This window comes from Veillonella denticariosi JCM 15641, from assembly GCF_002959855.1.
GTDB lineage: Bacteria > Bacillota > Negativicutes > Veillonellales > Veillonellaceae > Veillonella > Veillonella denticariosi.
On sequence record NZ_PPDB01000007.1, the window covers coordinates 106,167 to 126,217 of the forward strand.

The window sequence follows — 20,051 nt, forward strand, 5'->3', positions numbered from 1 at the left end:
TAAGAGGTGGAATAATTGGAAAAACGTGTAGTAATTACTGGCTTAGGAGCAGTGACTCCTGTAGGTATCGGTAAAGAAAACTTTTACAATGCGTTATTAGCAGGTCAATCTGGTATTGGGCCGATTACACGCTTTGATGCATCTGACTATGCAACACGCATTGCGGGTGAAGTAAAAGACTTTGACATTACAAACTATGGAGTAGATAAGAAAGAAGCTCGTCGCATGGACCGTTCCGTAGAATTGGCTATCGGTGCAGCAGTTCTTGCTTGTGAAGACTCCAAACTCGACTTGGATAAAGAAGATTTGGATCGTTGCGGTACTGTTGTTGGTACCGGTATCGGCGGTATCGACTCTATCCATGAAGTATACGAAACACTATTCGATAAAGGTCCTGGTCGTGTGAGCCCATTTGCGGTGCCTATGATGATTGCTAATATGACATCTGCACGCGTATCTATCCGCTTAGGTCTTAAAGGCCCTGTTATTACAGATGTAACAGCTTGTACTTCCGGTACTAATGCAATCGGCGATGCTTTCCGTATCATTCAGCGTGGTGATGCTGATATCATGTTTGCAGGCGGTACAGAGGCCGCCGTATCTCCAGCTGCTGTGGCCGGTTTTGCAGCTATGAAAGCTATGTCCACACGCAATGATGAACCTACAAAAGCATCTCGTCCATTCGATAAAGACCGCGACGGCTTCGTTATGGGCGAAGGTTCCGGTATCGTTGTCCTTGAAGAATTAGAACATGCAAAAGCTCGTGGTGCTCATATCTATGCTGAAGTTGTAGGTTACGGTACAAACGGTGATGCCTATCATATTACAGCACCGGCTCCTGGTGGTGTACAGGCTCGTAAATGTATGGAATTGGCTATTAAAGATGCAGGTATTGATCCGAATGAGGTTAACTACATCAATGCGCATGGTACATCCACAGGTCTTAATGACAAAAATGAGACATTAGCTATTAAGGAATTATTCGGTGACCATGCGAAGAATATCGCTGTCAATTCTACAAAATCCATGACGGGACACTTGTTGGGGGCTGCCGGAGCTATTGAAACTATCGTTGTTGCAATGGCTATTGAAACCGGTAAGGTTCACCCTACAATTAACTGCGATAATCCTGATGAAGGTTTGGATTTGGATTACGTTCGTGAAGGCGCGCGTGATTTACAAGTTAAATGTGCTCTTTCCAACTCTTTCGGCTTCGGTGGTCATAACGGTACAATTTGTGTGCGCCGTTATGAAGCTTAATGGGGGCAGTTGAAGCGCATAAGAGTAAGATGACACAAGCTCGTGAAGAATCTCTTCAGGGGCTTGTTAGTCGTTTAGACATACCTGTTTCAGATATATCCATTATAGATTGTGCATTTACACATACCTCTTATGCGAACGAACATAAATCAAAGCATATTCATCACAATCAGCGCTTGGAATTTCTCGGTGATGCCGTATTGGATCTTATCATCGGTGAATATTTGTTCAGAACCTATCCGGATATGGCGGAAGGTAGCTTGACCAAAATCAAGGCGGCTACGGTTTGTGAAGACTCTTTGGCTTCCGTGAGTCGCACATTGGATTTAGGTAAATATTTATTGCTTGGACATGGGGAATATGCTTCCGGCGGTAATGATCGAAACTCTATCTTAGCTGATACATTTGAGTCTCTTATCGGAGCCATTTATATTTCTACAGATTACCAAACGGCTATGGCTTTTGTGTTGAAGCATTTGACCGCTTATATAGATCAAGCCTTGGAAGGTAAGCGGGGCAAAGATTATAAGACATTATTGCAAGAGTATGTACAGCGAGATGGGGATAAACATATCGTATATCGTCTACTCAGTGAAAGTGGACCCGATCATGCCAAAACCTTTCATATGGAGGTTCAGATCGATGGTGTTACCTATGAGGCCGGCTCAGGTAAAAGTAAAAAAATTGCAGAACAGCATGCCGCTCAATTGACCCTGGAACGGTTGATGAATAAATAAAAGCGCCGTATGGCGCTTTTTCTGTATTAAAATAGAGATACCTGGATTACTATAAAAAGAGATATTTAGATTACTATATTAGATTTTATAAATCAGGAAGGAATAAATCAGAAAGGAGGTGCCTATGAAACCGTACGGTATGATTCCTTTTTTTATACCTCATGTAGGATGTCCCTATATATGTACATTCTGTAATCAGTCACGCATTACGGGACAATCGGGAATCAGTCATCTTACAGCGGACTATATCAGAAAAACAATAGAGGATTACGTAGGCGATAAACGCCGCGACAAGTTCTGGGAGGTCGCATTTTACGGCGGCTCCTTCACAGCTGTTCCCGAAAAAATGCAGAAACAGTTGCTGAATCCGGCTTATGAGGCATTACGAGAGGGCTTGATCGATGGGATACGCTGCTCTACAAGGCCTGATGCGGTAGGGACAGAATCCATTGCTTTATTGCAGTCTTATGGTGTACGGACCGTAGAGATTGGCGTTCAGTCCATGAATGAAAAGATTTTAACAGATGCTAAGCGTGGACATACGGCGGAAGAAGTAATCAGTGCAGTACAACGTCTGAAACGATACGATATGATCGTCGGTATACAGCTATTGCCGGGTCTCAAAGGAGAAACGTGGGGGACTTTGTTGGAAACCGCCGTCAAGGTAGTGCAGTTACAACCGGATTTTGTACGGATTTATCCCGTACTGGTCATTGATAATACGGAATTGGCAGATCAATATCGCGCAGGTGACTATACGCCTCTCAGCACGGAACAGGCCATAGAATACTGTGCATTTCTCAAGGAATGGTTTGAGCGTCATCATATCGATGTCATTCGTACCGGATTGCAGAGTACTGATGAACTTGATTCCGGTGAAAGTTTAGTGGCCGGACCGTATGAGCCCGCTATGGGTGAACTGGTGGTGAATGAACAATTCAAGCAACGTATAGAGCACTGTATTGATGAACATATGCTGCCGATTCTGACAGTTCGAATTACATACCCTCGCCGCTTGACATCTAAGGTGCGAGGCCTTAACAATCGAAACGTTAAATACTTTCAGAATCAGTATCCGCGGTATGCATTTGAATGGTGTGAAGATAGCACGAGAAATACAGTGTGTTGCTGTATTGATGGCCTACAATATATGTTATAATTAAAAGTATGATTATTCGGGATTGTTAGCAGAAAGGAGGCAGTCATGCAATTACTTCGGTTGGAATTAAAGGGCTTTAAATCGTTTGCGGATAAAACGATTGTAAAATTCTCACCAGGAATGACTGCCGTTATTGGTCCTAACGGAAGTGGTAAAAGTAATATTACGGATGCTATGAAATGGGTATTGGGAGAATCCAATGTCCGTAATTTGCGCGGTCAAAAAGCGGAGGATATCATTTTCTCCGGTACGGAAAAACGTAAACCGATGAGTTCCGCTGAGGTTACGCTCGTTTTTGATAACAGTGATCATCAGCTCGATCTCGACATGGCCGAGGTGGCGATTACACGCCGTATTTATCGTACCGGTGAAAGCGAGTTTCTCATCAATAAACGATCTTGTCGTTTAAAGGATATCCATCTTTTATTAGCTGATACGGGCCTCGGAAAGGATTCGATGGCCATCATCGGTCAAAATCGTATCGATGCGATTCTGAACAGTAAGCCGGAAGAGCGTCGTATTATTTTTGAAGATGTGGCCGGGATTTCCCGTTTTAAAATCAATAAGGAAGATGCACTTCGCCGTATTGCAAGCACAGATCGTAATATGGAACGTGTGCGCGATGTGATGGCGACAATCGAGGAGCAGATGGATCCATTGGCGGAGAAGGCCGAAAAGACTAAAACGTATATGGCTCTCAGCCGTACAAAACGAGATTATGATGGCGCTTTGGGCTTTCATAATTATAAAACTTCGGATCGTCTGCTCACGAGATTTGAAAATGATAATATATCCTTTAAGGACGAGGAGATTGAACTACAAACGGAGCTGGCTAAATTAGAAGCACGCCGTCATATGTTACAGTCTTCATCCTCAAAGGAGCAGGAACAGTTAAAACTGTGGGAAGCTCAGTACACGGAAAAGCAACGTGATGAAGAACGCTTGTCCGGACAGTTGCGTCTTCTGGAGGAACAGTTAAAGACGGCGCATCGCGAGTTGGACGAAACGACTATGCGTATTAATGAATTGGAAGCAACGCAAAAGGGCGAGGAGCAGCAATTACGCATTTTAGATCAACTTTTACAAGATGAAGGAGATCAACTGTCTGAAAAGGAAGAACAGTTAGAGAAATTGGAAGCCGCCTATAATTCTGCTGTTGAAGCTGTATCTACAGAACAGGAGAGGTTTCAATCCTTGCAGTCTGATCGTGATACCTTTGAGAAACGTCAGTTAGAAGTGGTCAGTGCGATTGAAACGGCTAAGGCCGGATTGCGCAGCCTGGAAGCTCGTAAGGCAGAATGTGTTGCTCAATGCAGCGTGCTGGAGACTGAAATCGGTCAGGTAGAAAAAGAACTCCATGTCGCTCGTGCTGAGTATGAACAATTAGGTCAGGCTTTCAAAACCTTATCGGCTCAACGTGAAGCGCTCATAGAGCGTGCGAAAAATGCATCTGTACAGATACGAGAAAGTCAAAAAGAATTACAGAAGTTGCGCACGCAGGAGCAGCGCACGAAAGGCCGATTGGAACTGTTGGCTCAATGGGAAGAGCAGCATGAAGGTTATTTGGAAGGGACCAAGAATATTCTGAACGGAAAAGGTTCATGGCGAAGTCAAATAACAGGCACCGTCGGTGATCTTTTTACCGTAGAGGATAAGTTTATGACGGCTATCGAGACGGCTTTAGGCGGCAGCGTGAATCATGTGGTTACGACTACTGCGCGGGCTGCATCGGATGGGGTTAATTATTTAAAATCCATGCAAGGTGGTCGTGTTACCTTTTTGCCTATGGATTCCGTAAAAGGAAAGCCTTATGATACACCGGCTCTCACTGAATCCTGTGTACTGGGAACGGCTGTTGACTGTATTTCCTTTGACAATCAATATGCTCATATCTTTCAATATTTACTGGGACGAACATTGGTGGTTACATCCATGGATGATGCCATTGGGTTGCAGAAAAAATACCGCCACCAGTTGCGTATCGTTACGTTAACCGGTGAACAGTTTCAACCGGGCGGCTCTTTAACGGGCGGGACTACAAAGCGGAAACGTGCATCCGTTATGAGCCGTAAGGACGAAGCAGCTACTTTAGAACGTGAATTAGAGCATATCAGAGAGCGGATCCGGAGTTTGACATCGAATTTAGAGCGTCTTGAGTCCTCCGTCGAAGAGACGGAAAAGGAACGAATCGGTCTTGATGAACGGTACCAACATACGAATTTACTTTATGTGGCGGGAGAAACAAAGGTTCAGAATATACAGAATCAAGCGGACCGTAAGCGACGTGTCCTTAATGCCGAACAAGAGCGGTTGGTACAAATCGATATCGATTTGGCTACGACGCAAGCAAATTTGAAACAACAGGAACAGACCTTGAAAAGCCTGCAGGCATCTCACGGTGTAGATGGCAATCGAGGTGCCTTAATGGATCGATTAACGAGTTTGCAAAAGGTGCAGCAGGAAGCCTATGAAGCTTTCACGGAAGTACGACTTACATGTGATACACTGAGACAGAACATTAAGGAGCGACAAAGCCAGCGCGAACAACGGACTCAGTCTATTGAAAGTATCGCTGCCCGATTGGTACCGTTAAAGGAATTACTGGCGAGCACGCTTATTCGCTGTGAAGAGGAGTTGCCGAAGACTCAAGAGTTGATACAGTCGGAATTGCAGGTTGTTACCGAAGAGGTAGAGCGTTTGCGTATATTGCGCGATGAAGCGTATGATAAAACCTCTACAGGTCGAGAGGAATTGGAATCTATCTTAAGTGAACAGGATCGATTGAATCAACGGTACAAAGTTGTTCAGTCCCGTCTTGTCGATATGGAAGGTAAAATTACTCGTCATCGCATGGATTGTGAGCGATATGTAGAGGAACTGCAAGAGTTAGGTTTCACTTTGGAAGATGCCCAAGGTATCCGATTGGAAGGCTCCGTGGCGGACTGGAAGGATGAACAGGCTCGTTTGATGGCGGAAATCGCCGAATTGGGCCCTGTGAATCCGAATGCGGTTGAAGAGTATGAAGAAACAAAGACTCGATACGACTTTTTAACGAATCAGCTGTCTGATCTGGAGACGGCGAAGGCTCAGTTGCAAGCTGTTATCGCTGAAATGGATAAAGCCATGAGTACACAGCTGTATGATGTATTGGATGTGGTCGGCAAGGGATTTCAGGATGTATTCAGTCAATTATTCGGTGGCGGGACGGCTCAAATCGTATTAACCGATCCGGAAAATATCTTGACGGGCGGCATTGATTTTTATATACAACCGCCTGGGAAGAAGCGTCAGCAATTGACGTTGTTATCGGGTGGTGAACGTGCTCTTACCGTTATTGCATTATTGTTCTCATTCCTCAACTATCGTCCGGCACCGTTCTGTGTGCTTGACGAAGTTGATGCCGCATTGGATGAAGCAAATGTAGATCGATTCAGTTCGTATCTGAATCGTATAAATAAAGAAACGCAGTTTATAGTCGTGACTCATCGCAAGAAAACCATGGAAGCCGCTGAAGTATTACAGGGCGTGACCATGGTGGAACGCGGGGTATCGCGATTATTGACGGTTTCATTTGAAGATGTGAAGGAGGATTTAGCATAATGGCATTTGGATTCTTTGATAAAATTAAGGACGGCTTGGAGAAAACTCGTAAGTCCTTTGTCAAAAATGTTGAAAGCATTATCATCGGTTATGCTCAAATCGATGATGACTTTCTTGATGATTTAGAGGCGGTTATGCTTACGGGTGATCTCGGTCCGAAAACGACGGAATACCTGATGAAAGAAATCCGTCGCGGCGTAACGGAAGGCATCATCAACAATACGGGTGATGTTATGCCTTTTATGGAGGACCGTATCACGGAAATGCTCGTCGATCAGGAGGATGAAATTACATTACATCATCCGGAGGTGATCCTCGTCGTAGGTGTTAATGGCGTCGGGAAGACGACGACCATCGCAAAATTGGCAAACTACTATACGAAGGAAGGCAAAAAGGTCATCATCGCGGCGGGGGATACGTTCAGAGCCGCTGCGGCAGATCAACTGTCTATTTGGGCGGATCGCGTAGGTGTACCAATTGTCAAGCATAAGGAAGGGGCCGATCCTGCAGCTGTTGTATATGATGCAATGGAGGCGGCAAAGGCCCGGAATGCGGACCTTGTCATCGTCGATACGGCGGGGCGTTTGCATACGAAGATCAACCTTATGGAAGAACTTAAAAAGATGGGACGCGTAGCTAATAATCATGTGGAAGGGGCTCCGCATCAGACGTTGCTTGTCCTTGACGGTACGACAGGTCAAAATGCTGTCAGTCAGGCAAAATTATTCGGACAAGCAGTTCCTGTGAACGGTATCGTCGTAACAAAACTTGACGGTACAGCCAAAGGCGGTGTCGTTATTTCCATTAAAGAAGAGTTGGGTGTACCGGTTCGTTGGATTGGCGTTGGTGAAGGCATGGATGATTTACGTCCGTTTAATGCGAAGGAATTCGCTAATGCATTATTTAATAAAGGAATGATTCAAGGTGACAAATAAATTTAACCGGGAATTCTTACTTGAATATGTAGAATCGGAAAATAAGTCAAATGAATATAATGTAAGCTTGGATAATATGAACAAGATTGTCGATTTAATTGAATATTTCGGCATAGAGTTATATCGTCCTATTACGCGTTTATTGTTATCAAATTGGAATGAAATTACGGAGCGTATCAATAATTATACGCCTGAAGAATGGAAGATGGCGGAGTCAATTCAGACATCGACACCTTCATTAGATCGATTCTCCATTGCCATGCTCATCGAAGTATTGGAGGGAGAGGATACCTTAAGTCAAAGTGAGAATGCGGGGCGGCGCTTAAGTGACGAAGAATTACGCGCCATCCGTAAGCATCAGGATGAACAATAATGAAACACAATACATATAACCATGAAGGGGGCCAGCCGTTTAAGGTAGAGGCGCCCTTTATACCTACGGGGGATCAGCCGGGTGCTATTGCATCTCTTACGGAAGGAATTGAACGCGGTGAATGGGCGCAGGTGTTATTAGGCGCAACGGGTACCGGTAAAACATTTACCATGGCCAAGGTCATTGAAGCGGTGCAGAAACCGACGCTTATCATCGCGCATAATAAGACGTTGGCGGCTCAATTAGCCAGTGAATTCAAAAGCTTTTTTCCTAATAATGCGGTTGAATATTTCGTATCTTATTATGATTTTTATCAGCCGGAAGCATATATTCCGTCCAGCGATACCTATATTGAAAAGGATGCTTCCATCAATGATGAAATCGATAAATTACGACATAGTGCTACGATGAGCTTATTTGAGCGTCGCGATGTCATTATTGTCGCTTCTGTCAGCTGTATTTACGGCTTGGGGGACCCTGAGGATTATTCGGATCTCGTGTTATCGTTGCGCTTAGGTCAGACGAAGAGTCGTGATGAAATCTTATCAAAATTGGTTGATATTCAATATACGCGCAATGATATGAATTTCGTACGTGGTACATTCCGCGTACAAGGGGATACGATTGATATTTTCCCTGCCGCCTATAGTGAAAGAGCCGTGCGGGTTGAGCTGTTCGGCGATGAAATCGACCGCCTCGTGGAAGTGGATGCATTGACCGGCGAAGTCATTGCGGAACGCAAGCATGTTGCCGTCTATCCGGCTTCTCACTATGTAACGACGAAAGAAAAAATGAATATTGCCGTAGAGCGTATTGAAGCCGAACTGGACGAACAGTTGGCAAAATTAAAAGCGGCTGATCGACTTTTGGAAGCGCAGCGATTGGAACAGAGGACGCGATACGACATTGAAATGATGCAGGAGATGGGATATTGTTCGGGTATCGAAAATTATTCCCGTCATATGTCGAATCGCAAGGCCGGGGAAGCACCGTATACATTGATTGATTATTTCCCTGATGATTTTCTTATTATGGTGGATGAGTCACATGTAACAATACCGCAGGTGCGGGCCATGTATAATGGAGACCGGGCCCGTAAGGAATCCCTTATCGAATATGGATTCCGTTTGCCGTCCGCATTGGATAACAGACCTCTTAAATTCGATGAATTTGTAGAGAGAATCAATCAAATTGTTTACGTATCGGCTACACCGGGTCCATATGAGATGGATGTGCAAACAAATGTGGCGGAGCAAATCATTCGACCTACAGGCCTTTTAGATCCGTCTATTGAAATCCGTCCTATCAAGGGGCAAATGGATGACTTGCTTGGGGAAATCAATACAAGAGCCGCAAAGAATGAACGCGTTCTCGTTACGACATTGACGAAGAAGATGGCGGAAGATTTGACGGAATTCTTGAAGGAAATGGGCGTTCGAGTTCGTTATCTTCATTCGGATATCGTTACCATTGAGCGCGCTGAGATTATTCGGGACTTGCGGGCCGGCGTATTCGATGTCCTGGTAGGAATTAACTTGCTAAGAGAAGGCCTCGATATGCCTGAGGTATCCTTAGTGGCTATTCTCGATGCGGATAAGGAAGGCTTTCTGCGTTCCGATACGGCCATGATTCAGACGATCGGTCGTGCAGCTCGTAATGTAAATGGTCATGTTATCATGTATGCTGACCGTATTACGGGCTCCATGCAGCGCGCCATCGATGAAACGGACCGTCGTCGTGCCGTACAGGAGGCTTATAACGAAGAACATCATATTACACCGAAATCGGTAGCTAAAGAGGTTAAGGAATTAATTGAATTAACCAAGATTGAAGATGATATGGTAACGGATGGACAGGGCCTTTCACAGGCAAAACGCAAAGGCAAGACTAAATCCGATGTGATGGATCACGGTCATGAGCCATATGTACAAGATACACAATCCACCAAGGTGGCGGATATTACACCGGAAGAATTGTATAATAAGATTGAGGATGTAGACCGACAAATGAAGGCGGCCGCTAAGCAGCTGGAATTTGAAAAAGCTGCAGCATTACGCGATCAGTTGGGAGTTTTACGTCAACAATGGTCGGATATGCACAGCGCCGATAACAGTAAATTGAAGAAACCGAAGCGAACTGTGAAAAAACAAGCGCCGAAAAGTAAAAAATAATATAGATTATATAGATCATATGTGCGATACTATAGTAGTATGGATATATGGTATATACGTATGCCGATGATACCTACGGGTATCATCGTTGCTATATAGAAAGGAAAGTATGAAAGACCAGTTAATAGTTAAAGGTGCGCGTCAGCATAATCTTAAAAATATAAATATCGCTTTACCCAGAGACCGGTTTATCGTCTTGACGGGCCTCAGCGGATCCGGCAAGTCGTCACTTGCGTTTGATACGATTTATGCCGAAGGACAGCGAAGATATGTGGAATCTCTGTCGGCATATGCACGTCAGTTTTTAGGGCAGATGGATAAACCTGATGTAGATTATATTGAAGGATTGTCACCGGCCATCTCCATCGACCAGAAAACAACGAGCCGTAATCCGCGTTCTACGGTGGGCACCGTGACGGAAATTTATGATTATTTGCGGCTTCTCTTTGCCCGTGTCGGTCATGCTCATTGTCCTGAGTGCGGTAAACCGATTACGCAACAGACGATTCAACAGATGACGGATGACGTCATGTCGTTCCCGGAAGGCACAAAGATTTTGGTATTGGCGCCTATGATACAGGGCAAAAAAGGGGAGCATAAATCAGTTTTCGAACAACTGCGTAAGGAAGGCTTCGTACGGGCTCGTGTAGATGGGATTGTACGCATATTAGATGAAGATATCAGTTTGGAGAAAAATAAGAAACATTCCATTGATATCGTCGTGGATCGTCTCATTGTGAAAGCCGGCATAGAATCCCGTTTAGCGGACTCCATGGAAACGGCAGGCAAATGGGCGGAAGGTATCGTCGTAATTCAGGAAATCGACGGTCCTGACCATATGTACAGCCAACATTTCGCCTGTCCCGATTGTCATATTTCACTACCGAAGATTGAACCTCGTATGTTTTCCTTTAACAGTCCCTTTGGTGCATGCCCCGCATGTCTCGGCATCGGTTCGACCATGGAGGTTGACGAGGAACGTGTTCTCCCTGACGGATCGATATCCTTTGCGGACGGATGTGTACAGGCTTTGAGCTCAAATCCTAATGCGTGGTTTATGCGTCAATTGGAGGGCCTTCTCATAGCAAACGGATATTCATTGAACTCTACATATGATGAACTGCCGAAGGCATTACAGAAGAAGGTCATGTACGGTACTACGGAGAAGGTGTCTTTCACTTATGAGAACATGCGCGGTGAAGTGAAAGAGTTTTTTACCGAATATGAAGGCATTTTGCCTATGGTGAAGCGCCGTCACAGTGAAGCATCGACGGACTCCATGCGGGAGGAATTTGAAAAGTTCATGTCCATTAAGCCGTGTACCACCTGTCATGGAGCGCGTTTAAAGCCGGAGGTTCTCGCCATTACCGTCGGACATAAGAATATCAATGAAGTGACGCAGCTAACAATCAAAGAGGCTTTGGATTTCTTTGCGAATCTCAAATTGACGGAGCGGGAACAAGTTATCGGGACCCAAGTTCTGAAGGAGATTAACGCTCGTTTAGGGTTCCTCAATAATGTAGGACTTGATTATTTAACGATGAATCGTAGTGCGGGCACATTATCCGGCGGAGAGGCGCAGCGTATTCGCTTAGCGACGCAGATCGGTTCGGGGTTAGTGGGTGTGCTCTATATACTTGATGAACCATCTATCGGCCTGCATCAACGGGATAATGACAGACTCATCGATACCTTAAAGGGACTTCGTGACCTAGGTAATACATTGCTCGTCGTAGAGCATGATGAAGATACAATGCGCGCCGCTGATTATCTTGTTGATATCGGACCCGGTGCCGGTGAACATGGTGGTGAGGTTGTTGCGGCAGGTACCGTAGATGAAGTGATGAAGGTAAAGGACTCCATTACCGGTCAGTACTTGAGCGGCCGTAAATTTATCGCTTTTCCTGAAAAACGTCGTAAAGCCGGTAAAAACTATATTGAAATTCGAGGGGCTAAGGAAAACAATTTACAGAATATTAATGTAAAGTTCCCAATCGGTCTCTTTACTGTTGTTACCGGTGTCAGCGGATCAGGCAAATCCACATTGATTAATGAGATTTTATACAAGGGGCTAGCTAATAACTTATATCGTTCCTATCATAAGGTGGGAGCTCATAAGGAAATTCGAGGCTTAGAATATATCGATAAGATCATCAACATCGATCAGAGCCCGATCGGTCGTACGCCGCGTTCAAATCCCGCTACCTATACGGGGGTGTTTGACGCGATTCGCGAATTGTACAGTCAAACGCCGGAGGCGAAGATGCGCGGTTATAAACAGGGCCGTTTCAGCTTTAATGTGAAAGGCGGTCGTTGTGAAGCTTGTCGCGGTGACGGTATTATTAAAATTGAAATGCACTTCCTGCCTGATGTGTATGTTCCTTGTGAAGTGTGTAAAGGAGACCGTTATAATCGGGAAACTTTGGAGGTTAAATACAAGGGTAAATCCATAGCCGACGTGTTGGACATGACCGTTGATGAAGCGGTGGAATTTTTCAGTGCTATTCCGAAAATTCATCGCAAGATGGTCACTCTACAAGAAGTGGGTCTTGGATATATTCGCTTGGGGCAAGCCGCTACGACATTGTCCGGCGGGGAGGCTCAACGTGTTAAGCTTGCAACGGAACTGGCTCGTCGCAGTACAGGTAAAACTCTGTATATTTTAGATGAGCCTACGACGGGACTCCATGCTGAGGATATTCGCAAGTTGTTACATGTTTTACAGCAACTCGTAGATGCAGGCGATACGGTTATCGTCATTGAACATAATTTGGACGTTATCAAGATGGCGGATCATATTATCGACTTAGGTCCTGAAGGGGGTAATCGAGGCGGTACGATTGTGGCTACCGGTACACCTGAGCAGATTGCAAAGGTGAAAGAGAGCTATACGGGAAAATTTCTTGGACCCGTATTGGATCAGACCAATGCATTTATGAAAGCGGCCGGTAAGAGCAAAAAGTAAATGTTAAGATTAAAAATACTGGCATGGTTAAAATACGATTGTATAGGAATAACATTAGCTGATATAGACGGTGTTTACAAATTATTTCTACATGGAAAGGAGGACCTATGGCATCAGAGGAATTACTGGAAAAGGTCAGTCATCTGCCGACAACGCCGGGCGTTTATCTCTGGCGTGATCAATATAACCGTATTATTTATGTAGGAAAGGCTATCAACCTACGCAATCGCGTTCGTTCTTATGTGCGGAACGATGCAAACAGGGCGCCTAAGGTGACGGCTATGATGAAACGGGCTGTCGATGTAGAGGTCATCCAGACCAAGACGGAAATGGAAGCTCTTATTTTGGAGAATACGCTCATCAAGGAGCATCATCCGAAGTATAATATCAGACTTAGAGATGATAAGACTTATCCATACGTAAAAATTTCCGTTCAGGAAGATTTTCCGCGTGTATATATGACGCGACGACTTGAGCGGGATGGTGCTAAATACTTCGGCCCCTTTACGGATGTTACCTCCGTCCATGTAGTGCTTAAACTGCTACGCCTTTATTATCCGCTCCGTACATGTAGGTCCATGAAGGTTGAACGTCCCTGTTTACAATATCATATGCATTATTGCGAGGCCCCTTGTGTGGGAAAAATTACGAAGGAAGCCTATGATGTATATATTCAGGAGATTATACAGCTCTTTGAAGGTAAACCGATTCCACTGTTGAAAGAGCTTAAAGAGAAGATGGAAACAGCAGCTGAGGAATTACGCTTTGAAGATGCTGTAAGATACCGGGATCAGCTGACAAGCATCGAAAAGATTCAGGAAAAACAACGGATGGTAACACAGCGTGGTGATTTGGATGTACTCGGTATGGCTGTAGATCATTCAATGGCCTGTGTTCAGTTGCTTTTCATTCGTGGAGGTCGGCTGTTAGGCCGAGAAAACTACTTCGTGCAGCACGATGGGGATGCTCCGGAAACGATTATGACGGACTTCGTTAAACAGTATTATGGAGAGACGAATTTTATTCCGAAAGAACTGCTGCTGCCGATAGAAAGTTCGGACCGCCAGTTGCTCAGTGAGTGGTTTACACAACTGAAAGGGCAGCATGTGGATGTATCTGTGCCGCATCGCGGGTATAAGATGGATATGATTAAGATGGCCCGTGAAAATGCGGAAGCCTTCCTGGAGGAGCGGCGTCGTCAGTGGCAATATCAAATTGACAAGACAGGCGGAGCCGTTAAGAAGTTGGCGGAAGTCCTCGACCTGCCGCGCTTACCGGAGCGCATGGAGTGTTTTGATATCTCCCATACTCAAGGTGCTGAAACCGTTGCATCCATGGTTGTTTTTGAAGGTGGCAAGCCGGCAAAGAAGGAGTATCGTCGCTTTAAGTTGAAAACAACTCAGGGCAAGCCGGATGACTTTAAGTCGATGGCGGAGATTATGGAGCGTCGCTACGGAAATGAAACGGATTGGCCTATGCCGGATCTCATCATCATTGACGGCGGTAAAGGGCAGCTCAATGCGGCTATCCCTCTTATCCGAGCCGTAGGTGTTACGGATGTGCCTGTTATATCTTTGGCAAAACGCATTGAAGAGGTCTTTGTGGAAGGACAGTCCGACAGCATAATATTGAGTCATCATACGCCGGAGCTGCAATTGTTACAGCAAATCCGCGATGAGGCTCATCGCTTCGCTATTACATATCACAGAAAATTGCGAGGTAAAAGAAATCTCGAATCTATCCTTGACCATGTTGAAGGTATCGGGACTAAACGCCGTAAGGCCTTATGGGCTCATTTCAACAGCCTTGAAGCCATGAAGGCCGCCTCTGTCGATGAGTTGGCGCAGGTTGAATCAATGAATTATAAGACGGCGGAAACATTGTACAATTTTTTCCGTATGTCGAAGGTAGAAAAATATAACTTGTTGAATAGTAAATAAAATTTGATACTAAAATAGTATCGATATGAATAATATTTTTCATATTGAAAGCCCCTAGCGTAGATTGATTTTAATCTACTGCTAGGGGCTTCGTATTGTATAGTTTTTGTAATAATATAAATTCTGTTTATACTTTTAAGAGATTGAATTATTGCGCGGCTGTATTATTTACGGATTTTGGTTTGTAATGTTGAATATACCATGCTCGGATTGTAAATAATATACCGGCAGCTGCTACGCTTGATAATAGGCCGATCCATACGCCGTATGGTCCGTATGCAGGATTTTTAGATAGGATATAAGCCATAGGAAAGCAGACGCCCCAATAGGAGATAAAGGAAATGTAGAAGACCATTTTTACATCTTTATATCCTCTTAGAATGCCTTGTAACGGAGTTCCAATGGCATCGATCGCGGCGAAGAATACGCCGTATCCCAAGAAGCTGTATATCAGATTATATACTTCCGGATCGTTTGTGAAAAGCGATGAAAGCGTATCCATATGGGTAAAGGTAAAGCTGCAGATAAGTACAGCCATAATGATGGCCAGTATACGGGCTAAGTATGAGTACTCAATCGCATCTTTCGGGCGCATGGCCCCCACTTCGTAAGCTACCGCAATAGTTGCCGCCATGGAAACACTCAACGGTAAGCAATAGAATACATTCGTAAAGGAAATAACCGATTGATGGGCTGCAACGACGGCAGAACCGAAGTGAACCATCAAAAGTCCGGCGATACTGAATATGCTTACCTCTAAAAACGTGGAAAGACCGATTGGAATTCCGATTTGCAGTTGCTCCTGAATATAAATCCATTTAAGACCATGCCAAGTTTTAAAGACCTGATATCCTTTAAGCTTGGGATGAAACAGCATCATGGCGCTGAAGAGTATAAAGTTTGTCCAGCATGCACCTGCCGTTGCATAGCCGGCACCGACGCCTCCCAGCTCCGGAAAACCGAAGTGACCGAAAATAAGGGTATAGTTTAGGAATACATTGATCATAAAGCTGGTAACTACAATGAGCATAGAGTAGTGAGTGAGCCCATGAGAATCTACTGTATTACGCAACGTGTTGACCCATAATAGAGGAAATAGACCTATGCTGAAAACTTTCAGATAATCGATACACACATCGCGTGCCGCCGGTTCTAAATTGAGATATGTCAATAACGGATCGAGACCGAAAATACCGAGTAATAGGATTATTAAGCCTAAAACGGTACCGATAAACAAACCTTGATAAATGATAATGCCGATAGAGGAAGTCTGTTTTGCTCCTAATAATTGTGATATAATCGGCGAAATACTCATCAGTATGCCCATAGCGAAGATATAGAATAAGATCCATAAATTATATCCCGTCGCAACACCGGCCAAATCCGTCGTGCTATATTGTCCGGTCAGGAATATAGCGATGAACGTGCCTCCTACGAGGGAGAATTGAGTGATGCACATGGGGGTGAATAGTCTGATAAATAACCATAATTTTTCCAATATAGAATATGTCTGATACATGATGACCTCCCTAGTTGATGATATAGTATACCATAAAGTATGGTAATTTGATAGTTAAATCCTTGTCGTTGAGGGATTAAGAATTATGAAATACGGAGATATTGTAGTTATGCATTTATTTATATGTCAATCGTGGTATTACTCATGACGATACGATAGGACTTAACGGTCTATGATAAAAATGAATATATACTTTAATAATTGAATTTTACATTCTCTATATAAATCGAATATAATGAATATATTATATTCCGTGTTATGTTGAAATTTGTATAGGAGGATATGTTGGACATAGTATCTGCACAGGGATTATTGGCGATGCTGCAAATCATCGTTATCGATATTTTATTGGCCGGTGATAATGCTATCGTAATCGGCATGGCGGCTCGTAATTTGCCTGCTGATTTGCAAAAAAAGGCTATTTTCTGGGGTACTGCGGGGGCGATTATCCTGCGTCTCGTCATGGCATTTCTCTTTGTGGAGGCCTTAAACAATATTCCCGTACTTCGTTTAGTCGGTGGTATTCTCTTATTGTGGATCGGTTATAAATTGGTGGCTGATGACGGAAAAGAGCATACTATCGAGGCTAAAGATAATTTGCGCTCCGCTATTATGACAATTGTTATTGCCGACGGCATTATGGGGATAGATAATGTAATCGGTGTCGTAGGCGCTGCCGACGGTCATATGATGATGGTGGCGATCGGTATGCTGATTACGGTACCTATCATCATTTATGGCAGTACATTGTTTGTGAAAGTTATCGAACGTTTTCCGATTATTCTTTATATCGGTGGCAGTATCCTCGCATGGGTCGGTGCTGCGATGAGTGTAGAAGATAAACTTATTGCACATGTGGTTGAACCGTATGTATTATTTATTAAGATTGCGGCTGTTATTATCGTTGTAGGGGCATCGTTACTAACAAATAAATTGAAAAATAATCATTAATATCCATTTCCTCTCTCGTCATGATCGAGGGAGGAATTTTTTATATCAGTGGTATTTTATTGTGAAAGACGATGAAAATTATGATATAGTTAATAGATAGTTATTAAGTTTATGAACGTATAGTCGGGGTAATATAATCATGGAATTTTTAGAAGCGGCTACATGGCTTACCATTAGTAAAATTATTTTGATAGATATTTTATTGGCCGGCGATAATGCCGTTGTAATCGGTATGGCGGCGGGAAAATTAGCGCCGGAATTACAAAAAAAAGCCGTTATATGGGGCACTGTCGGAGCTATTGCCATGCGGTTGCTGTTCGCCACGATTTTAGTGGAGGCATTAACCCTGATTCCTCTCATCCATTTAGGGGGCGGACTTGTTCTCTTGTGGATTGCCATCCAATTACTCAAGGGCGGCGATGAAGAGGCTCATATCGATGCGAAGGACTCCTTGCTCGGGGCTGTCTGGACCATCATTGTGGCGGATGCCATGATGAGTATTGACAATGTTATCGGTGTAGTCGGTGCAGCGAAGGGGCATTTGGAATTAGTGATTGTAGGTATGCTGATTACGGTACCTATTATCGTATTCTGTTCCACATTATTCGCCCGTCTTATCAATAAATTTCCCGCTATTCTGTGGGCCGGAGGTGCCTTGCTCGGATGGGTTGCAGGGGAAATGATCGTAGAGGATCCTCTTTTAATACCATATATTCAAGGTGAAGAACTGCTGGTTAAAATCGGTACCGTATTCTTTGTCCTCATCGTGACCGGCATGATTAAAATTTGGAAGAAGAGAGATTCGTAATGAGCGACAGAAATCATATATCTCGTAAATCTACGAAGTGTGGAAACAAATATAATCAAGGGCAGCGTCAGAAATCGCAGGATATAACAAAACTCTCTAAAAAACAGAAGGCTATTACATCGGCTCCCGTTAAGGTCGGTGATACTGTACTCGTATCAATTCACGGTATCGGTAGCAGCGGTGAAGGCGTAGGTCGTGTTGAGGACTTTACCGTTTTTGTACCATTTGCTTTGCCGAATGAAACTGTGAAAGTAACTATAACAACGGTGAAAAAGACATATGCTACGGGTAAGCTTTTAGAGGTCATAACCGCAGCGGATAATCGGATTGCGCCGAACTGCGAATTATACGGCGTTTGCGGCGGCTGTCAATTACAGCACATAACCTACGAGGGACAGCTTTCACTAAAAACACAAAAAGTGAAGGATGTTATTGAACGAATCGGACATCAGAATCCGGATTTTGTAAAACTCGCATTAGGTCCGAAGAACCCGTGGGCTTATCGTAATAAGATGCAAATGCCTGTGGGAGGCACACGAGAAACGATACGGATGGGTTTCTATGCCATGGGGTCTCATGATATCGTTCACGGCACAAACTGCCCTATACAGATGGACGGAAATAATCAGATTGCTCAAGCATGCTATGAAATTGCGGAGGAACTTGGTATAGAACCGTATGACGAACATACGGGTAAGGGGGTATTACGCCATGTCATCGGTCGTATCGGTCAATCCGGATATATGGTCATCCTTGTAATGGCAACTGATTATTTGCCGGATCAGGACCAATGGATTGAGAGGCTGACAGAACGGGTACCATCAGTGGAAACCATCGTTCATAATGTGAACGGAAAGCGGACAAATGTCATATTAGGGCCTACGAATCATGTGCTTTACGGGGACGGTACGATTACGGATCACATTAAGGGTTTGCGATTTACCTTGTCACCGCATTCCTTCTTTCAGGTTAATCCGGAACAGACGACGGTATTATACGATCAAGTGTTAATGTATGCGAATTTAAAAGGTCATGAGACTGTCATTGATGCCTATTGTGGTACGGGGACTATCTCGTTGTTTCTTGCGCGCGAGGCGAAGCATGTTATCGGCATAGAGATTGTAGAGCCGGCCATTATCGACGCTCGTGAAAATGCGCGACGCAATGGTTATGAAAATACGGAATTTATCGTCGCTGATGCGGCCGTGGAAATGCCGAAATTATATAAAGCTGGTGTACGACCGGATGTTATCGTATTCGACCCGATCCGTGCAGGCTGTAAAGAAGAGGTACTTACCTCCGCAGCGGGCATGGAACCGAAACGCATCGTTTATGTATCCTGTAATCCTGCTACCATGGCGAGAGACATTGAAATACTTACACATTATGGCTATGAACTGAAAGAAGTGCAGCCGGTGGACATGTTTCCGATGACGTCACATGTTGAGGTCGTGGCTTTGCTCACTAGGAGTGAAGCGACGCAGTGAGTATTAGCACTACCTATGTCAGGGATGTCCAAGGATTCGAACGAAGTGAAGAATGGTTGGAAACAGCCTACGGCTGAGGTAGTAGCTTTACTTATAAGGAATCAAGTGAAGCGGTAAGAGTTATCATAATCCGGGATGTTCAAGAA

The 20,051-nt window shown here is 44.2% G+C and carries 13 protein-coding genes; 12 read left to right on the forward strand and 1 reads right to left on the reverse strand.

The genetic code is table 11. The annotated features are described in order from the left end of the window. Window positions 1-15: 15 nt before the first annotated feature. The 9 genes from fabF to uvrC all read left to right on the forward strand — a co-directional run bounded on the left by fabF (window position 16) and on the right by uvrC (window position 15,140). A complete protein-coding gene (gene fabF, locus VEHSUH05_RS06010) occupies window positions 16-1,260 on the forward strand; it encodes a beta-ketoacyl-ACP synthase II (protein WP_038114592.1) in 1,245 nt (414 codons plus the stop codon). Further along, on the forward strand, window positions 1,260-1,997 hold the full coding sequence (gene rnc / locus VEHSUH05_RS06015) for a ribonuclease III (protein WP_095065724.1): 738 nt from the start codon (window positions 1,260-1,262) through the stop codon (window positions 1,995-1,997). Before fabF ends, rnc begins: the two co-directional genes overlap by 1 nt. Window positions 1,998-2,121: 124 nt before the next feature. Then, the gene (locus tag VEHSUH05_RS06020; protein WP_105091042.1) at window positions 2,122-3,156 is read left to right on the forward strand and encodes an elongator complex protein 3; all 1,035 of its coding nucleotides are present in this window, start codon (window positions 2,122-2,124) and stop codon (window positions 3,154-3,156) included. Window positions 3,157-3,201: 45 nt separating this feature from the next. After that, window positions 3,202-6,756, forward strand: a complete 3,555-nt coding sequence (smc, locus tag VEHSUH05_RS06025; protein WP_105091043.1) for a chromosome segregation protein SMC — start codon at window positions 3,202-3,204, stop codon at window positions 6,754-6,756. Continuing rightward, a complete protein-coding gene (gene ftsY / locus VEHSUH05_RS06030; protein ID WP_105091044.1) occupies window positions 6,756-7,691 on the forward strand; it encodes a signal recognition particle-docking protein FtsY in 936 nt (311 codons plus the stop codon). Before smc ends, ftsY begins: the two co-directional genes overlap by 1 nt. Continuing rightward, the gene (locus VEHSUH05_RS06035; RefSeq protein ID WP_105091045.1) at window positions 7,681-8,064 is read left to right on the forward strand and encodes a hypothetical protein; all 384 of its coding nucleotides are present in this window, start codon (window positions 7,681-7,683) and stop codon (window positions 8,062-8,064) included. Before ftsY ends, VEHSUH05_RS06035 begins: the two co-directional genes overlap by 11 nt. Further along, the gene (gene uvrB, locus VEHSUH05_RS06040) at window positions 8,064-10,235 is read left to right on the forward strand and encodes an excinuclease ABC subunit UvrB (protein WP_105091046.1); all 2,172 of its coding nucleotides are present in this window, start codon (window positions 8,064-8,066) and stop codon (window positions 10,233-10,235) included. The genes VEHSUH05_RS06035 and uvrB overlap by 1 nt, the downstream gene beginning before the upstream one ends. Window positions 10,236-10,344: 109 nt before the next feature. Continuing rightward, window positions 10,345-13,200 carry an excinuclease ABC subunit UvrA gene (gene uvrA, locus VEHSUH05_RS06045; RefSeq protein ID WP_105091047.1) on the forward strand — a complete coding sequence of 952 codons (2,856 nt, stop codon included), beginning with the start codon at window positions 10,345-10,347 and terminating at the stop codon, window positions 13,198-13,200. A gap of 107 nt (window positions 13,201-13,307) precedes the next feature. Further along, window positions 13,308-15,140 carry an excinuclease ABC subunit UvrC gene (gene uvrC, locus VEHSUH05_RS06050; protein WP_105091048.1) on the forward strand — a complete coding sequence of 611 codons (1,833 nt, stop codon included), beginning with the start codon at window positions 13,308-13,310 and terminating at the stop codon, window positions 15,138-15,140. A gap of 148 nt (window positions 15,141-15,288) precedes the next feature. Here the strand turns inward: uvrC and VEHSUH05_RS06055 are convergent, their stop codons facing one another. Next, a complete protein-coding gene (locus VEHSUH05_RS06055) occupies window positions 15,289-16,659 on the reverse strand; it encodes an MATE family efflux transporter (RefSeq protein WP_105091049.1) in 1,371 nt (456 codons plus the stop codon). Between the two features lie 285 nt (window positions 16,660-16,944). Here VEHSUH05_RS06055 and VEHSUH05_RS06060 point away from each other — a divergent pair, with 285 nt between their 5' ends. From VEHSUH05_RS06060 to rlmD, 3 genes are all read left to right on the forward strand, one after another. Then, entirely contained in the window at window positions 16,945-17,610 is a 666-nt protein-coding gene (locus VEHSUH05_RS06060) for a TerC family protein (protein ID WP_105091390.1), read from the forward strand. Between the two features lie 139 nt (window positions 17,611-17,749). Beyond that, window positions 17,750-18,418: a TerC family protein gene (locus VEHSUH05_RS06065; protein ID WP_038114615.1), complete on the forward strand. Its 669-nt coding sequence runs from the start codon at window positions 17,750-17,752 to the stop codon at window positions 18,416-18,418. Then, window positions 18,418-19,905, forward strand: a complete 1,488-nt coding sequence (rlmD, locus tag VEHSUH05_RS06070) for a 23S rRNA (uracil(1939)-C(5))-methyltransferase RlmD (RefSeq protein WP_105091050.1) — start codon at window positions 18,418-18,420, stop codon at window positions 19,903-19,905. The genes VEHSUH05_RS06065 and rlmD overlap by 1 nt, the downstream gene beginning before the upstream one ends. Window positions 19,906-20,051: the final 146 nt, after the last annotated feature.

Bases quoted from the DNA above. Each gene is read 5' to 3' on its own strand.
- rlmD (WP_105091050.1), top strand. From the start codon at position 18,418: ATGAGCGACAGAAATCATATATCTCGTAAATCTACGAAGTGTGGAAAC.
- uvrB (WP_105091046.1), top strand. From the start codon at position 8,064: ATGAAACACAATACATATAACCATGAAGGGGGCCAGCCGTTTAAGGTA.
- VEHSUH05_RS06055 (WP_105091049.1), bottom strand. From the start codon at position 16,659: ATGTATCAGACATATTCTATATTGGAAAAATTATGGTTATTTATCAGA.
- smc (WP_105091043.1), top strand. From the start codon at position 3,202: ATGCAATTACTTCGGTTGGAATTAAAGGGCTTTAAATCGTTTGCGGAT.
- VEHSUH05_RS06065 (WP_038114615.1), top strand. From the start codon at position 17,750: ATGGAATTTTTAGAAGCGGCTACATGGCTTACCATTAGTAAAATTATT.
- uvrC (WP_105091048.1), top strand. From the start codon at position 13,308: ATGGCATCAGAGGAATTACTGGAAAAGGTCAGTCATCTGCCGACAACG.
- VEHSUH05_RS06020 (WP_105091042.1), top strand. From the start codon at position 2,122: ATGAAACCGTACGGTATGATTCCTTTTTTTATACCTCATGTAGGATGT.
- uvrA (WP_105091047.1), top strand. From the start codon at position 10,345: ATGAAAGACCAGTTAATAGTTAAAGGTGCGCGTCAGCATAATCTTAAA.
- rnc (WP_095065724.1), top strand. From the start codon at position 1,260: ATGGGGGCAGTTGAAGCGCATAAGAGTAAGATGACACAAGCTCGTGAA.
- ftsY (WP_105091044.1), top strand. From the start codon at position 6,756: ATGGCATTTGGATTCTTTGATAAAATTAAGGACGGCTTGGAGAAAACT.